This window comes from Paenibacillus sp. PL2-23, assembly GCF_040834005.1.
Taxonomy (GTDB): domain Bacteria; phylum Bacillota; class Bacilli; order Paenibacillales; family Paenibacillaceae; genus Pristimantibacillus.
On sequence record NZ_CP162129.1, the window covers coordinates 1,135,562 to 1,151,955 of the forward strand.

Consider the following 16,394-nt stretch of genomic DNA (forward strand, 5'->3'; position numbering starts at 1 on the left):
TCAATTGACTTAAGGCGACTAGCCGCATAGCACTGAACTGAAAAAGGAGGCCATTATGAAACGTATAGTATCCGCAATCCTGTTAAGCGCGACCTTGCTTGTCCAGACGGCATGGCCGAGCGCAGTTGCTTCGCCATTCGAACAGAAGACGACTCCGCTTAGCTTGTCGGAGCAGGAGCCCAATAACTCACCGGACGGCAACGAACGGTATTTGCTTGAAGGCGGCGAGAGCTTCGTCTTCACGGGAGATGTCAGCGGACGAGGGTATATCGACGATCCGATCGATTATTATTCGTTCCAGGCTAAGCGAACAGGATATATGAGCGTCAAGCTGCAGGAGACGGCCACGGCAAATCTGATGGTGATGGACATTGTCGATGAATCCGGCAACGAAATGGACAATGATCATCCCAATCACCTCTATGAAATTGATAATGTCCGACTGGTGGAAGGACACCTCTATCACGTGCGGGTATCGGTACGCGAGGACATGGTCGGCAGCGAATTCCATTACCTTCTGCAGGTCGGATTCCAAGCGCAGCCGGCCCCTGTGGACACTTTTGAACCGAATGACGCAAGAGAATCCGCAGCTCTGACGACGCTGGGACAATCACCTGCGGGGAAGCTGGAAGGGACAATCGACTCGGCTGAGGATCAGGACTGGTACCAGTTCGAGACGACCGATTCGGGCTACTATAATCTGCATCTGCACAACGTTCCCGAAGGTGTGGAATATGACTTCCAATTATATAACAGCAATGGAGAATGGCTGGCGTCTACCAAGAATCGTCCTGGCAAAATCATGTACAACGTGCATGGAAGCAGGGGGCAAACCTTCTTCGTGCAGGTGTATGCTTCGAGAGGCTATGATCCTAACGACACGTATGTGCTGGAGAGAACGTTCACATCCAGCTATAACATGGAAGCCGGTGACATGCACGAATGGAACAATAGCTTGCAGACGGCTTCCATAACGACGCTTGGCCAATCGGCGTCCGGCATTGGCCAAGGAACGATTCACGTGGCAGAGGATCAGGATTGGTATGCCGTGGAGCTGGCGCAGTCCGGCAACTTCCAGGTGGGATTGGCGCTGGCGCCTACGGAGAATTACCACATCGCTTTGTATGAGGCGGACGGAGATGCTCTCTACTCGACGGCATCCTTCGAAGAGCATGAGCCGAAGATGCTTCCGTACCATTTTGGAGCTCGTGGAGACGTGTTCTATGTCAAAGTCTTTACCGAAGCAGGTTATGCCGCTCCGCACGAGGATTATGAAATTGAATGGATCCAAATCGGCGGCGACAGCTATGAGCCTAACAATACCAAAGCGTCCTATACACCTACGAAGCTCGGGCAATCGAATGGTGCTTCTATCTCCGCTACTCTGCATAATCAGCAAGATGTGGATTGGTATTCGTTGTCCGCTTATACGACGGGCTACTTCGCCATTGACATGAACAGGATGCCGCTAGCGGGTTATGCCATGAAGCTTTACGACGAGTCCATGCAAGAGGTGGGGGTGAGCAGCCTCGTTAACGGCAAACCACAAATTAATGACGTTTTCGGAAAAAAAGGCCAACCGTTCTATCTCAAGGTGTATACGGAGGCAATCGGATCGGCGAGTCCCCATCCTTATGAAATCACGATGTACGTAGGCGGCTCCAGCTTGACCAGGAATGAATCGGAGAGCAATGATTCCTTTCACACAGCGAATATGCTGAAGGAAGAGGTCGATATGCTGGGCTCGCTCTCGACATCGGAGGACAGGGACTATTTTAAATTCCAGGCTGGCGGCGCAGGCAAGGTGCATTTCGCTTTGGAAGGTCCCGCGGATCGCGATTACAATCTCGTCGTATACGATGAGGATAAGAAGAAAATCGGGGAATCGAGAATGCCCGGGAATCAAGCGGACTATGTCTTCGACGTGCCGGTTAACAATAATGAAGTGTATGCCGTGGTGTACCCTGCTTTCGGCTCGCAGACGGGCTCACAGGGAGGTTATCGTCTGAAGACCTTCTACAGAGGCGTGGCGACAGATTCGTACGAGAATAACGATACGATGGCCAAAGCGACGGAGGCGAGCGTGACGACAGGCTATCCGCGAACGTTCAACGGCACCATTCATGCAGCGGGAGATGTCGACTTCTACAAGGTGACGAACAACGAATTGCCTTACGATCTTCAGCTCAGTCTGACGGGTATCCCCGTGGGTGCAAATTATGATATTTCCTTATTTGACAACGAAAATAATCTGGTGGCCCTATCCAAAAACGCTGCTAACAAGGATGAAAGCATCTCAATCATCATTCCGAAAAACAAAACGTATTATATTAAGGTTTTCTCTGCGGATGGAGGCTTTCATAAGGATCACGCTTACCAATTAACCGTGAAAAACGGCGGCACTGCTCCTATCATCATCGTTCCCGGGTTCGGGGGTACCGCATTGTTCGGCAATGATCCCACCTTCTTCGGTATGGAAATTAATTTGTGGATGAATTTGAACATTGCGAATACGGCCAAATTCCTGCGTCAAAATTATTATTCAAGCAAAGTAGAGGCTGAAATCGGGGCTCATTTCCGAGACAGAGAGGCGGGACTCTGGGATATCGCAGACGTCGCGCCGGAATATACGCTCGGAGGAGACGATGAATATTTTAAAGACATGATCAAGGATTTGAAGGCTGAGGGGTACGTTGCCGGACGCACGTTATTCGGGCTTCCTTATAACTTTCTTAGAGACAACACAGAAGCGGCCGAAGCTCTCAAGAAAAGAATAGATCTTGCCATCGAGAAGAGCGGCTCTAGCAAAGTGATGCTGATCTCTCATAGCAACGGCGGGCTTGTTATCAAAGAAGCGGTCTATGACCCGGCATATGAGCAAAAGGTCGGCAAATGGGTCACGTTGGGAACACCATGGCTCGGAGCTGCCGCTTCCATGAAGGCGTGGATCGACGGCTACGATCTGGACATTCCGATTCTTCCGAATTCGTTAGGCCGCGAGCTTGCTATGCATTCGCCATCGGCTTACGGCTTGCTTCCATCAGATGTATATTTTAGATTAACGTACGGCGAAGTGTTGAAGTACAACAAGAAGAACAGTGACGTATTCGGAGACTATTACCCTGTGTATATTGAAGAATATGATCAGATGGCAGATTTTCTCTCTAAGGTTAACGATGGTCCCGGCTACCTGGATTTTCAGGAGAGATTGCTGGAGAAAGCCCGTTACAAGCACATGTTTTATTATGACTACATCTCCACCGATATTCCGCTTTATATTATTTTCGGAGATGAGACAAGAACAATCGACGGCTACACGTATGATATGCCTATCTATCAAGAGTCGGAGCTTGCCGATAACGAAGGCACAATTATACCCCTGTATGTAGTTGGTGACGGCACGGTACCTCTTATCAGCAGCAGGGGAACGAGCAAACATGAAGTGGGTACAAACAATACGACGATCTACCGCGTAACCGGAGTTACGCATATGCCGCTTGTAAAAGATGAGCGAAACCGCCTGCAAGTCAAGCAAATACTCATTTTCGGGAACGAGGACCCCGTCGCTGATCTCTCGCTCCATGCTCGCTACAATTATACGTCTCTCGCATACGAGCAAGGGGGAAGGGCAATCACAACAGCAACAGCCGTGGAAACAGCCGACAAGGTCACCGCGACAGTATTTGCAGTGCCGCTTAAGGGTGCGGAATCCGTCCTGACGGTAACGTTGAAGAACGGCGAGCAAACCATCATCAGGCTGAACGCGGACAACACGTATTCCGTTGACAAACAAGCTGCTGACGTGACGATTGACAGCTTAGGCTCTAATTTGTGGATTTCGACTCCCGTCGACCAAGGCACAACCTTAAGCTGGACCGGCGCAAGCTTAGATGGAACGAGGGTATACGATCTTAGGAACGGCGTCTACCTGACGTCTTATGAGGTTCAAATCACCAATCATTACAAAGCGTTTACGGTCATTAACTCCGTAGCGCAGCCAAATCCATTAAGGGGTGTGCACGTAGAAGAGAAGCCTGTACATGAGACAGGAGCCTCCGAAGCGCCCGCCGAAACCTATTAATGAGAAAGGCCTGATCGCCATCCCGGATGGCGGATCAGGCCTTTCGTTTACCACTATCCTGCATCTAAACGCGGTCGCTCATCTCTGAATGGCCTCGATAGAGGGTTTCTCATCGTCTTATCGCTTGGAGCAGGACGCCCTCTCCTCGATACATGCATCCAGCATGACCGTACGGCGGATCGGGGCATCGCTGGCCATAATGTCGACGAGGGTCGCCGCGATTACCCGTCCGTACTGCCGGAGCGGGACGCCTACGGCAGTTACCGGGACGTCGAGCTCAGCTAGCTGAGGAACGTTGTCGTATCCGATAAGCGACAGGTTGGCTGGCACGTCCAGGCCGCCATCCTGTACCGCGCGCAGGAAGCCTGCGGTTAGATCGAACGCACCCGTTATGACGGCGCTTGGCAGCCGCTCCCTCTGCAGCAAGGCTCTGCCGGCTTCGAAGCCGTGCTTCCACGTATTCCCGCCGGAATCCAGCACCTCCGCGGAGACGGGCGAGAGGCCGTATTCGAAGGCGCCCTCCAAGAATCCTGTGACCTTCTCCTGCTGCTTATTGTCCGACCCGCGATTGTCGCCTACATAAGCGATATGAGAGTGGCCAAGCGAGGTCAAATAACGAACCGCTTCCTTAATCGCTTCCTTGCGCTTGGCATCGACAAGGGCGAAGCGCGAGCCGCTCATATGAGAGACGCCGATGGAGAGAACGGGGATATCGGTAGTTACTGCGCTGTCATGACGGCCCTCCGGAGGAATATCCTCGAAGACAACGATTCCGTCCATCCGCAGCCGCTGGAACAGGGCCGCTGCGGGCTGGGGAGACAAGGTAGACAGTATGACATCGTAGCCTCGCTCCGCCAGCTCTCCGTTAATGCGGCCGACCAAGGCGGATAAGGCGACACGTTCCAGCGAGGGCAGCACGATGCCGACCGTCTTGCTGCGCCGGGATACCAGGCTTTTGGCTGCAAAGTTGGGCTGATAACCAAGCTGCTCGGCGAGCTCCGCGATCCGGCGCTTCGTATCCGGCTTGACCAGCGGACTGTCGTTCAGAGCTTTGGACACGGTGGAATAGCTGACGCCTGCCAGACGCGCGATATCTTTGATCGTCACATTCATCTTAGGTAGCTCCCGTCATTAACTAACAAACGTTTTCTATTAGAGGAGGTTCAAAAAGTCCACTTTTGATCACGAAGCATTTCAAGAAGCATAGTCGACATCGAATATCGAATTCAGCCGGAACAAGCGTATGCTTACGAAGTGTGTTTCCTCCGGAAACACTGGAGGTGCTCACGTAGCTTCACTAAGCGTATGCTCACGAGGTCGTTTTCTTCGAAAACGTGTACCGCTCCTCAGTTCCTAGCTTTATTCGATCTTCTCGGTGCTGAAAACTGGACTTTTTGAACACGCACTATTAGAGGAGGTTCAAAATTATAAAAAAATAAGGTATTCATAAAATAGCATTGATATGGGCTTCGTTTCAACTTATGATAGAGATATACGAAAATAACAACGTTGTTATTTCTGATTTCAAACATGACGAGAGGCGGATGATCCTGCATGGCTGCGTTTATGAATGACGATTTTCTATTATCGAATGATGTTGCGAAGAAGCTTTACCATGAATATGCGAAGGATATGCCAATCATTGACTATCACTGCCACCTAAGCCCGAAGGAAATTTACGAGAATAAGACGTATCAGAATTTGACCGAGGTATGGCTGTACGGGGATCATTACAAGTGGCGCCTCATGAGAGCCAACGGGGTGGAGGAATCCCATGTAACGGGAGAAGCGAGCGACTATGACAAGTTTGTGGCGTTTGCCAAAACCGTGGAGGTTGCAATCGGCAACCCGGTCCATCAGTGGTCGCACCTGGAGCTGAAGCGTTACTTCGGCGTGGAGGAAACGCTTAGCGAAGCGAATGCGCCTCTCATCTGGGAGAAGGTAAATGCGCAGCTGACGGGACCTAGCTTTGGCGCGCGGGATTTCATCGTCAAGTCCAACGTGAAGGTTGTATGCACAACGGATGATCCTATAGATTCGCTTGAGTACCATATCAAGCTGCGGGAGGACAAGGCGTTCCCTGTAAAGGTGCTGCCGTCGTTCCGCCCGGACAAAGGGCTGGAAATTAACCGCAAGGGCTTCAAAGACTGGATTCAGGCGCTTGCCGCAGCCGCGGGTACCTCAATCGAATCATACGATCAGCTGCTGGCGGCGCTGGAGTCAAGAGTGGACTTCTTCCATTCCGCAGGCGGCCGAGTATCCGACCACGCACTGGATTTCGTGCCTTACGCAGAGACGACGAAGGAAGAGGCCGCTTCGATCTTCGCCAAGGCCCTAAGCGGAGAGGCGGTCAGCCTGGAGGAAGAGACGAAATACAAGACGTATACCCTTGTATTCCTCGGCAAGCTGTATACGGAGCGCGGCTGGGTGATGCAGTATCATATGAACGCCGCCCGCAACAACAACGCCCGCATGTTCGCCAAGCTGGGTCCGGATACCGGCTACGACGCCATGAACGATCAGTTGATCGCGTTGCCGCTGGCAAGATTGCTGGACGCGATGGATCGCGACGACGCGCTGCCGAAGACCATTCTTTATTCGCTTAATCCAACGCATAACGCTGTTATTGGCACTCTCATCGGCTGCTTCCAAGGCGGTGGCGTCGCTGGCAAGATGCAGTTCGGCTCAGCATGGTGGTTCAACGATACAAGAGAAGGCATGATCGCTCAGATGAAATCGTTAGCCGATGCAGGCTTGCTCAGCCAGTTCGTAGGCATGCTGACGGATTCCCGCAGCTTCCTGTCGTATACGCGCCACGAATATTTCCGCAGAATTCTGTGCAACCTGATCGGCGAGTGGGTAGAGAATGGCGAAGTGCCTAACGATTCCGAGCTGCTTGGTTCGATCGTTCGCAATATTTCCTATAACAACGCAGATGCGTATTTCCCATTTGAGTAACGAATAGAGAATAAGGGGCGTCCATGAGGGCGCCCCTTTCCTGTTATCGGCAAGCTCAGCCTGTCTGCTTCTCGCGGTATTGGCCCGGCGTCATGCCTTCAACCTTGCGGAAGGAGCGGATGAAGTTCTGCGGATTGTTGTACTGCAGCTTCGCCGCGATATCCTTGATCGACATATCAGTCTCGGACAGCCACCGCTTGGCCATCTTGAATCGATACGTGGTCAAATATTCGCTGAATGACAGATTGGTCTCCTTGCGGAAGACGCTGCTGAGGTAGTTGGCATTGTAATGCAGGCGGGAAGCGCAATCCTCCAGTGTCAGATCCGTATCATAGTGACGGTGGATCAAATCGATAATCTTCTCCGAAATGTTATGATACTGCTCGTTCTGGCGATCGCGGAATATGCCCGCGAGCGGTCCCACAAGCTTCGACCAGAACCAATCCTCGATCTCATGCGCCACCTGCAGCCCGAACAGCTCCTCATACAGCGATTCGTTCGTCTCGTGAATGCGGCTCATGCCTATACCGGATTCCTGCACCGCGATAATAAGATTGTTGAGCAGGCGGGCAAGCGGAATTTGGTAATCCTGAGGAGACAACGCAGCTGAGAATATAGATTGCAGCAGCCCCTTCAGCAGCTCCCGCGCCTTGTCCTTCTCCGCCAGCTTGATGGCATCCAGCAGGTCGGCCTCCATCTGGTTGGGATAGTTCAGAAGCAGGAAGTGCTGGCCGGAGTTCAGCTTCTCGTACTGCATGATAATGCCTTCTCCCAGCTTGATCCGATGCTTCAGAGCTTCCAGGCCCTCCCTGTAAGCCAGCGGCAGATGGTCGAGCGATTGGAACGGAAGCGAGATGCCTATGCTGACCTGCAGCTGCAGGTACTGCTGGATGCTGCGCTGAAGCTGCTCAGTAAGCGTGTAGACGAAATGGGTGAAGGGCTTGTCCTCATGGTCCTCGCCGCCAATCAGCGCGATCAGCGTCTGATCGATAATAACCGGCATCAGGCGGGAATTGGAATCGACGAGCTCCTCCATCACGTTCTGCACGGCGAACAGCAGCAGGTCTAGATCGTTCCGCCCGAAGCGCTCCTTGTCCAGCGTGTCGAGCTGCAGCGTGATGACGACCATTGATTGCCAGCTTTGAAGATGGCGCTCGTAGCCGTACTGCTTCAGCTTGGCGGCGAGCTCGCTTGGCTTGGTCTGGCCCTGATAAGCCTTGATCAGGGAGAAGGCGCGCACCTGCTGCAGATGCTGGCTCACTTCCTTCTCCAGCTTCGTGTTGGATTGGAACAGATGCTGCACCTGCTCGCTAATCATCTGGAACTCATTCACGGGCTTATGCGGCGAATCCGGCAGCCTCTCCTTCATCTGGGCAAGCAGGCTCTGAATGGGCGAATACATGCGGCGCGAGCCGATCCACGCGATTAGCATTGATAAGGCCAGCATGAGCAAGCATACATAGAGGGTGTACATGCCTATCTTCCGGGACTCCTGCCGCAGGCTGTCGACGGAGACAGACGACAGATACTTCCAGCCGTTGAAGCTGGAGGCGTGTACGCTGACGGTATAGTGGCCAGAGTCGGACTTCGCTGTGAAGGGACCATTATAAGACGAGAGGCGCGCTTCGTCGATCAGTCCGGACTGCTGTACGGGACTGCCGATCAGCTCCGCATTGGGATGGAGCAGGATGCGATTGCTTTCGTCAATGATCATCATATCATCGAAGGCTTCCTGCTCGTACTGCAGAAATTCGCTGAAGGTGCAGGTTGGAATATTGGCGATAGCCAGCGCGTATTTGTCCAATCCAGTCGTCGGGAGCTTCTTCACCAGCGAGATGGTATACGGGCAGCTGACGTTGCCTGCATTTTCCTCGCTATAGAACCATGCTGTAGGGTTCAGCATCCATACGGTATCCTCTGGCTGGTCCAGAAGGCTGGCAAGCTGCTCGCGGTATTCGTAGGAATCGAAGCGATACAGTCCTGAATTTTTGATCATCCAATTATGCTCCGTATTAATGAGCACAACATCCTCGACACGCGTATCGAAGGATTGCATATGTCGGAGTTCCATGCTAAGGTCGTTATACGTTTTGAAATCGTTTACAGTCAAAGGCTGCTCCATAGCCTTCCGCATGACTGTGGAATTGATCACCTGATTTAGTGTGTGGTTGACAGTTGTCAAAATTTGCTCTACATTGGCACTAGTCTGCATAAGCAATTGCTGCTTGCCGCTGTTCACCCGATCCTCGATTTCATTCGACGAAGTTACGTAAGCGAACACGCCGATGAAGATAACGGGCAGGGTGCCTAGAAGGAAGCCAAAGATGGTCAGCTTGTACAGAAAACTGAGTGAGCGCATTCGAATGTTCACCTCGCAGCCATAGATAGCTATATAATAGCCCTTGTTGATGGATATAGGAAATAATCATCTTCTCAGTGAATAATCATCGTCTCATATATCGCAGAAATATCAAGCATAGCATGGAGGGAATCTTATGAACGGGCGAATTAACGTTCTTGTTGCAGCAGTCATCCTTACAGTCATGGGAGCCCTTGTCTCTGGCTGCAGCGTTGGGGGAAATAAAGGCCAAGTGTCCGACACGTCCAAGGAGACGACGGTTTCGATCATGGCGCCGCTGCATTTCCCGCATCCTCCCCATGAGGATGTTGTGGGAGAGATTGAGCGAATGACAGGCGTTAATCTGGATATCGTATGGGTTCCGAACGAAATTTATACGGACAAGATGAATACGTCGCTGACAACCAATTCCATGAAGAAGGTTACCTTCGTCAAAAATACGGATTATATCTTTATGAAATCATCCATTCGCTCCGGCGCTTTCTGGGAAATCGGGCCTTATTTGCAGGATTATCCGAATTTGAAGCACTTGGATGGGGAAATTCTGCAGCAAGCGGCGGTGGAGGGGAAAATATATGGCTTATATACGGAAAGACCATCGTCCCGCCAAGGCCTCATCATTCGCAAGGACTGGCTGGAAGCTCTCAATATGAAGGAGCCCGGCACGACTGAGGAGCTGTATGAGGTGCTGCGGCGCTTCACGAAGGACGATCCGGACGGGAATGGCCAGCAGGACACAATCGGGCTGACGGATCGCAACGATCTAATCTATGGCGCCTTCAAGACGATCAGCTCGTATTTCGGCACGCCGAACAACTGGGGGGTGGAGGAAGGCCGGCTTGTTCCGGAGTTCGAGACGCAGCCTTATGTTGATGCGATGAATTTTATGAAGAGGCTGTATAATGAAGGACTGATGAATCAGGATTTCGCCGTGACAAGCAAGCAAATGCAGAGGGATCTCCTTATTCGAGGCAGGGCGGGCGTCTATATTGGCAGTATGACGGATGTGCAGCGCTTGTCAGACGAGGCGAAGAAGGTGAATCCCGAGGCTGAATTTACACTTGTGAACCGTATTGAAGGGCCTGGCGGCTATAAGGTATGGTCGATACCGAATTTTAATGGTCTGTACCTGTTCTCCAAAAAGGCCATTCCAACGGAGGAGGAGCTGCGGCGTATTTTGCAGTTTTTCGACGCTACCATGGAGGAGGACGTAGCAAATTTGATGCGTTACGGCTTTGAGGGACGACACCATAAGGTTGTGGACGGCAAGGTCGCTTTGCCTGAGTCGCTGTCGTCTTCGCGTGTGACAGAGGTGAACGCGCTGCACGCTCTGATGATCGCGGATCTGAGCAATCCCAATATGATGCCGGTGTCGGAGGGGGAGCCGCTGATGGAAATCGCGGAGCGTCTCAGTCAGGACAACGAGAAGTTTATTGTCAAGGATCCGACAGCGAATCTCGAATCGCCGACCTATGACGAGAAGGGCGTATCGCTGTATAAGATTATATCCGACGCGACCTACAATTATATTCTGGGCCAGCTGGACGAAGCGCAATTCAAGGAGCAGGCGGCTAGATGGAGACAAAGCGGTGGCAATGCGATTGCTGAGGAATATACGGAAGCTTATTTCAATCAATAACGGGGAACCGGCGTGCCATCAGGTGCGCCGGTTCTTCTATGTTCTACGGGTCATTGCTTGTTATCGTGTCAGCACATCAGAATATAATCATCTTCTCAGACGGCTCGCCCCACAGGCGGAATCTACTCCCGTGATTGTATCGGCACCCTATGCGGCTCGTATATGCTGAAAGCGTCACCAAATACCGCAAGTCAAAACGTTATGGAGGGGTTTGCCAAGATGAAAAAGAAATCGATGCTTTTACTCCTGAGCACCATCATGTTGTTTGTTCTCGTACTAAGCGCTTGTTCAGGAAATTCGGGTGGTAAGGACACGCCTGCTGCAAGCAGCAGCGCAACGGCGAGCGAGCAGCCTTCCGCAGAGCCGGAAAAGCCGGAGGAGCCGACGGAAATTACGATTATGCTGCCGCTTAACATTGCAGAGACGCCGCCGGATACCATTAAGAATGAGCTGGAGAAGCTTACGAACACGAAGCTGACTTATCAGTTCTTCCCGGCCGACACTTATGAAGAGAAGCTGAATGCTTCATTCGCGACTGGCGCTCTGCCGCAGGTCACGTACCTCAAAAACCAAGCGACATTCATCCGCTTCAAGGAAGCGATTCGCGACAATCAGTTCTGGGAGATCGGTCCATACCTGAGCGAGTTCGAGAACCTGAGCAAGATGAAGGAATCCATTCTGAACAACACCAAGGTTGACGGCAAGCTGTACTCCCTGTATATCGGCCGTCCGCTTGCAAGACAAGGCTTGATCTACCGCAAGGATTGGGCGGATAATCTGGGTCTGTCCGCGCCGCAAACAACGGAAGAGCTGTTCGCGATGGCGAAGGCGTTCACAGAAAGCGATCCGGATAAGGATGGCAATAACAACACAGTCGGTCTGGCTGACCGGAACGATCTGGTATACGGCGCGTTCAAGACGCTTTCCTCGTTCTTCGGCACACCGAACAACTTCGGCGTGAAGGACGGCCAAGTATTGCCTGAGTTCATGTTCCCTGAGTACATCGAAACAATGGATTATATGAAGAGCCTTCGCGAAGCGGGTTATATGAACCAGGACTTTGCGGCAACAAGCAAGACGGATCAGGTCAACCTGTTCCAAAGCGGAGAAGCGGGCATGTACATTGGCTCCATGCAGGACGTGAACAGCCTCTACAACAATCTGGTGAAGAATGTGCCGACAGCCGCGGTTGCGACGCATAACAAAATTGTGAAGCCGGGCGGCGAATTCGGCATCTGGGCAATCCCAGGCTACAACAACGTGGTGCTCTTCCCGAAATCCGCCATCAAGGATGAAGCAGAGCTGAAGAAAGTGCTGGCATTCTTCGACAAGATGATGACGCCTGAAGTAGCTAACCTGATGTTTTAGGGCATTGAAGGCACGCATTATACGGTAGTGGACGGCCAAGCGAAGGAAACGGGCGACAAAGATATGGTTCAGCGCGAAGTGAAGGGCTACAAGGACAGCGTCATCGGCGAGCCGGAGACGAATGGCCAATTCGCGGGCTTCCATGATCTGCAAGCTCGTATCGACGCAGAGAGATTTATTATCGAGAATGAAGCGGTAGCCATTCATGACCCGACGGCTCCTCTGGATTCCCAGACCTTTACGGAGAAGGGCCAAGAGCTGCAAAAAATTATTACAGACGCAACCTATCAGTACATGTACGGCCAATTGGACAAAGCGGGCTTCGATAAAGCGGTAGAAACGTGGAAGTCGCGCGGCGGACAAAGCATCATCGACGAATACACAGCTGCGTACAACGCCAATAAATAAACGGTTTGGGAAGAGGCTGCCCCTACAATGCGGCAGCCTCTTCAATCCCCGGCATCAAGCAAGAGCCGGATGAAGCGGAAAGGACTGAGGATATGGAAATATCGGCACAGAAGCAAATCGCCCCGCCGAAGTCCAATAAGAGCAGCGAGCTGAAGAAGCGACTATGGAAAAATAAGCTGCTGTATGTGATGGCGATTCCGGGCATCTTGTTTTTTATCCTATTCAAATACGTGCCTATGTACGGACTTGTTATTTCACTGCAGGACTTTAAGCCTTACCAGGGCATATCCGGGAGCGAATGGGTAGGTCTGGAGCATTTCAAGCGGCTGTTCACTGAGCCGGATTTTCTTAATATTTTATCGAACACACTCATTCTCTTTGGTTTGAACTTAATCTTCTTCTTCCCGATCCCCATTATTCTGGCGCTGATGCTGAATGAGGTGCGGATCGCCATATTCAAACGGCTGGTTCAAACGCTGGTCTACATTCCACATTTCATGTCGTGGGTGATTATCGTCTCCATCAGCTACGTCATGCTTACGATGGATGGAGGCATCATTAACGAGCTGATCGTCCTATTCGGCGGGGAAAAGGTGAACTTCCTCCTCAGCCCGGAGTGGTTCCGTCCAATGTATATTCTGCAGGTCATCTGGCGTGAGGCAGGCTGGGGAACCATTATTTATCTGGCAGCTATCGCGGCCATCGATCCCGGCTTGTATGAGGCGGCGCGCATCGACGGAGCAGGACGCTTCCGCCAAATTTGGCATATTACGCTTCCCGCGATCCGCAGCGTTATCATCGTTTTGCTGATCCTGAAGATCGGCGATGTCCTGGAGCTTGGCTTCGAGCATGTGTACCTGCTCCTCAATTCGATGAATCGCGGCGTCGGGGAAATTATCGATACGTATGTGTATACGGCAGGCTTGCAGCAAGGGCAATTCAGCTACAGTACGGCTATCGGCTTCTTCAAATCATTTATCGGCCTCATCCTCGTTATGGCGGCGAACTGGCTTGCCAAGCGAATGGGAGAAGAGGGCGTTTATTAATCGCGGCGGAAGGAGGAATACAGAATGGTTCAAGACAAAACATTTGGCAGCAGGCTATTTGACATCGTTAACTATGTGCTGCTCGCGATTATAGGCATCGTTACGTTTCTTCCGTTCGTACACGTCGTCGCGGGGTCCTTCACGACCTCGGCCGAGATGGCTGCGAAGAAATTTATATTGATTCCGACGGTGTACAGCCTGGACGCGTATCAATACATTTTCTCTACCGGTACCATCTTCCGCGCCATGTTTGTATCGATCTACGTTACGGTGCTTGGCACAGCCTTCAGTATGCTGATTACAGCTTTGTTCGGTTACGCGCTTGCTCGCAGGGATCTGGACGGAAGGCGCATCCTGATGTTCCTTGTTGTGTTCACGATGCTGTTCAACGGCGGATTAATCCCGACCTTCCTCGTCGTTCGTGAGCTGGGACTGATTGATTCCTACGGCGCGCTGGTGCTTCCAATCGCTATTAATGCGTTTAACCTGATTATTCTAAAAAACTTTTTCCAGAACATTCCGGATGGGCTTGAGGAATCGGCCAAAATCGACGGCTGCAATGACTTCGGCATTCTGTTCCGCATTGTGCTGCCATTGTCGCTGCCGGCGCTTGCAACGATTTCACTGTTCTACGCAGTTACGTACTGGAACACGTATTTGAACGCTATTATGTACTTGAATGACAGTATGAAGTGGCCTATTCAGGTGCTCCTGCGCCAAATCGTAATTCTGGCCAGCGGTCTGGATTCCGACGCGTCTCTGGACAGCGAGGTGCCGCCGCCGGACCAAGCGGTGAAGATGGCAGTTATTGTCGTGGCTACCTTGCCGATTCTGGCTGTATATCCGTTCCTGCAGAAGCACTTTGCGAAGGGCGCATTGCTGGGCTCAATTAAAGGTTAGGACGACATGGATGAGGAGGATAAGGAGTTGAGCAGAGAGAGAAGCCCGCTGGAACGGGCACAAGAAGCCCATTGCTCCATATGGTCAGCCTGGGAGGCTCCCTGTAAAAAGGACTATAATCCGTACCAGATGCGGCTGGGCGGTTCGGATATGGATGGCATTGTGAAGCAGGTGGCTTCCAATAGCTAAATACGATATAACAGCATTCGGAGCGATTGGCGACGGAAGCGCAGATAATACAGCGGCCTTTGCCGCTGCGATCGCCGCTTGCTCGGAGGCCGGGGGAGGCACGGTCTATGTGCCGGCCGGCCTGTATATGACAGGCAGAATTCGGCTTGCGAGCTTCCTGACGCTGGAACTGGAGACAGGCGCAACGATCCGCTTCAAGGATGACTTTGAGGCGTACCCGGCGGAGCAGACGCGCTGGTCCGGGTACGAATGTTATGGTTATTCGCCTCTGCTGTTCGGGTCCGGCATCGAGCATGTCGCGATTCGGGGAGGCGGTGTAATTGACGGACAAGGCTCGGCCTGGTGGAACGCCTATCGCAAGCTAAGGTATGAGGGAATTGTGCCGGAATCGGTGCGTCGGCTGGAGCTAGAGGAGCTGAACCGGAATATCCGGGAGTCCATCAACAGCAATATTGTGGAGTGGGACACGCAGTTTCTGCGTCCGCCGCTGCTTCAGCTGATCGATTGCCGGGAAGTTGTAATAGAAGGAGTAACGCTGCTGAACTCGCCGTTCTGGAATACCCATCTTGTTTATTGCGACGGGGTTCGCGTGACCGGCGTAACGTTCCGCAATCCTGCGGACGCGCCGAACAGCGACGGCCTGGATGTGGATTCTTGCTCACATGTGGTTATATCGGATTGCCGCTTCGACGTTGGCGATGACTGTCTATGTCTGAAATCAGGCATTGATGAAGACGGACGCCGCGTTGGCCGTCCAACGGAATATGTGACGGTAACGAATTGCATCATGCAGCGGGGGCATGGCGGCATCGTGATGGGCAGCGAGACGGCAGGCGGCATCCGCCACGTTGTTGTAACAGGGTGTCTCTTCATCGGCACGGACCGCGGCATCCGGATCAAAACAAATCGCGCACGGGGCGGCGGAGTGGAGGATGTGGACATCCGAGGCATTCAGATGCGCGATGTATTATGTCCGATTGTCATGAACACGTTCTATCGGCATGGCATCGATGAAAGCAACCCGTTGCTGACGAGCCCGGATGCTGTTCCTGTGACGGAGGGGACGCCGGTCGTCCGCCGTATTTCTATCAGTGATGTAACCGCGCGGGGCGTGCAGGCAGCCGCAGCCTTCCTCTATGGCTTGCCGGAGATGCCCATTGAGGATGTCGTGCTGAGCCATATAACGATCGAGATGTCGCAGGACCCGAACGAGCAGGGCGGCGAGCCTGACATGGTGAAGGAAAAGCTGGTCATGGCGGGAGAAGGCATGTTCGCCAAGCATGTACGCGGTCTCGAGCTTCATCAAGTACGCGTCGAGACGCGTCAAGGCCCGGCCCTCCGGCTGGAGCGTGCGGAGGAGGTCACCCTGGATGGCGTCACGATGCGTCGCAGGCATGAGGGGACGAAGGTCGTCGTGTGGGACCACGTTAACGATCATTGAAGTAA

Annotated in this window: 9 protein-coding genes and 1 pseudogene; 8 read left to right on the top strand and 2 right to left on the bottom strand. The window is 52.4% G+C overall.

The genetic code is table 11. The features are described from left to right. Nucleotides 1-55 precede the first annotated feature (55 nt). Nucleotides 56-4,081, top strand: a complete 4,026-nt coding sequence (locus AB1S56_RS04895; protein WP_340873331.1) for a hypothetical protein — start codon at nucleotides 56-58, stop codon at nucleotides 4,079-4,081. Nucleotides 4,082-4,198: 117 nt separating this feature from the next. On the opposite strand, the gene AB1S56_RS04900 is transcribed toward AB1S56_RS04895, so the two are convergent. Next, entirely contained in the window at nucleotides 4,199-5,194 is a 996-nt protein-coding gene (locus AB1S56_RS04900) for a LacI family DNA-binding transcriptional regulator (protein ID WP_340873330.1), read from the bottom strand. A gap of 441 nt (nucleotides 5,195-5,635) precedes the next feature. Here AB1S56_RS04900 and uxaC point away from each other — a divergent pair, with 441 nt between their 5' ends. Next, nucleotides 5,636-7,039 (top strand): glucuronate isomerase, encoded by a 1,404-nt coding sequence (gene uxaC / locus AB1S56_RS04905; protein WP_340873326.1) that lies wholly within the window; start codon nucleotides 5,636-5,638, stop codon nucleotides 7,037-7,039. Between the two features lie 55 nt (nucleotides 7,040-7,094). On the opposite strand, the gene AB1S56_RS04910 is transcribed toward uxaC, so the two are convergent. Further along, nucleotides 7,095-9,398, bottom strand: coding sequence for a helix-turn-helix domain-containing protein (locus AB1S56_RS04910; RefSeq protein ID WP_340873325.1), 2,304 nt, complete (start codon nucleotides 9,396-9,398; stop codon nucleotides 7,095-7,097). A 136-nt stretch (nucleotides 9,399-9,534) separates the two neighbouring features. Here AB1S56_RS04910 and AB1S56_RS04915 point away from each other — a divergent pair, with 136 nt between their 5' ends. The 6 genes and pseudogenes from AB1S56_RS04915 to AB1S56_RS04940 all read left to right on the top strand — a co-directional run bounded on the left by AB1S56_RS04915 (nucleotide 9,535) and on the right by AB1S56_RS04940 (nucleotide 16,389). Beyond that, nucleotides 9,535-11,037, top strand: coding sequence for an extracellular solute-binding protein (locus AB1S56_RS04915; RefSeq protein ID WP_340873323.1), 1,503 nt, complete (start codon nucleotides 9,535-9,537; stop codon nucleotides 11,035-11,037). A 219-nt stretch (nucleotides 11,038-11,256) separates the two neighbouring features. After that, nucleotides 11,257-12,813 (top strand): annotated as a pseudogene (locus AB1S56_RS04920) (extracellular solute-binding protein). A 92-nt stretch (nucleotides 12,814-12,905) separates the two neighbouring features. Further along, complete coding sequence (locus AB1S56_RS04925; RefSeq protein WP_340873321.1) at nucleotides 12,906-13,859, top strand: sugar ABC transporter permease; 954 nt, start codon at nucleotides 12,906-12,908, stop codon at nucleotides 13,857-13,859. Between the two features lie 24 nt (nucleotides 13,860-13,883). Beyond that, nucleotides 13,884-14,759 carry a carbohydrate ABC transporter permease gene (locus AB1S56_RS04930; RefSeq protein ID WP_340873319.1) on the top strand — a complete coding sequence of 292 codons (876 nt, stop codon included), beginning with the start codon at nucleotides 13,884-13,886 and terminating at the stop codon, nucleotides 14,757-14,759. 27 nt (nucleotides 14,760-14,786) lie between these two features. Continuing rightward, entirely contained in the window at nucleotides 14,787-14,948 is a 162-nt protein-coding gene (locus AB1S56_RS04935; protein ID WP_340873317.1) for a hypothetical protein, read from the top strand. Between the two features lie 7 nt (nucleotides 14,949-14,955). Then, a complete protein-coding gene (locus AB1S56_RS04940; RefSeq protein WP_367903467.1) occupies nucleotides 14,956-16,389 on the top strand; it encodes a glycoside hydrolase family 28 protein in 1,434 nt (477 codons plus the stop codon). Nucleotides 16,390-16,394: the final 5 nt, after the last annotated feature.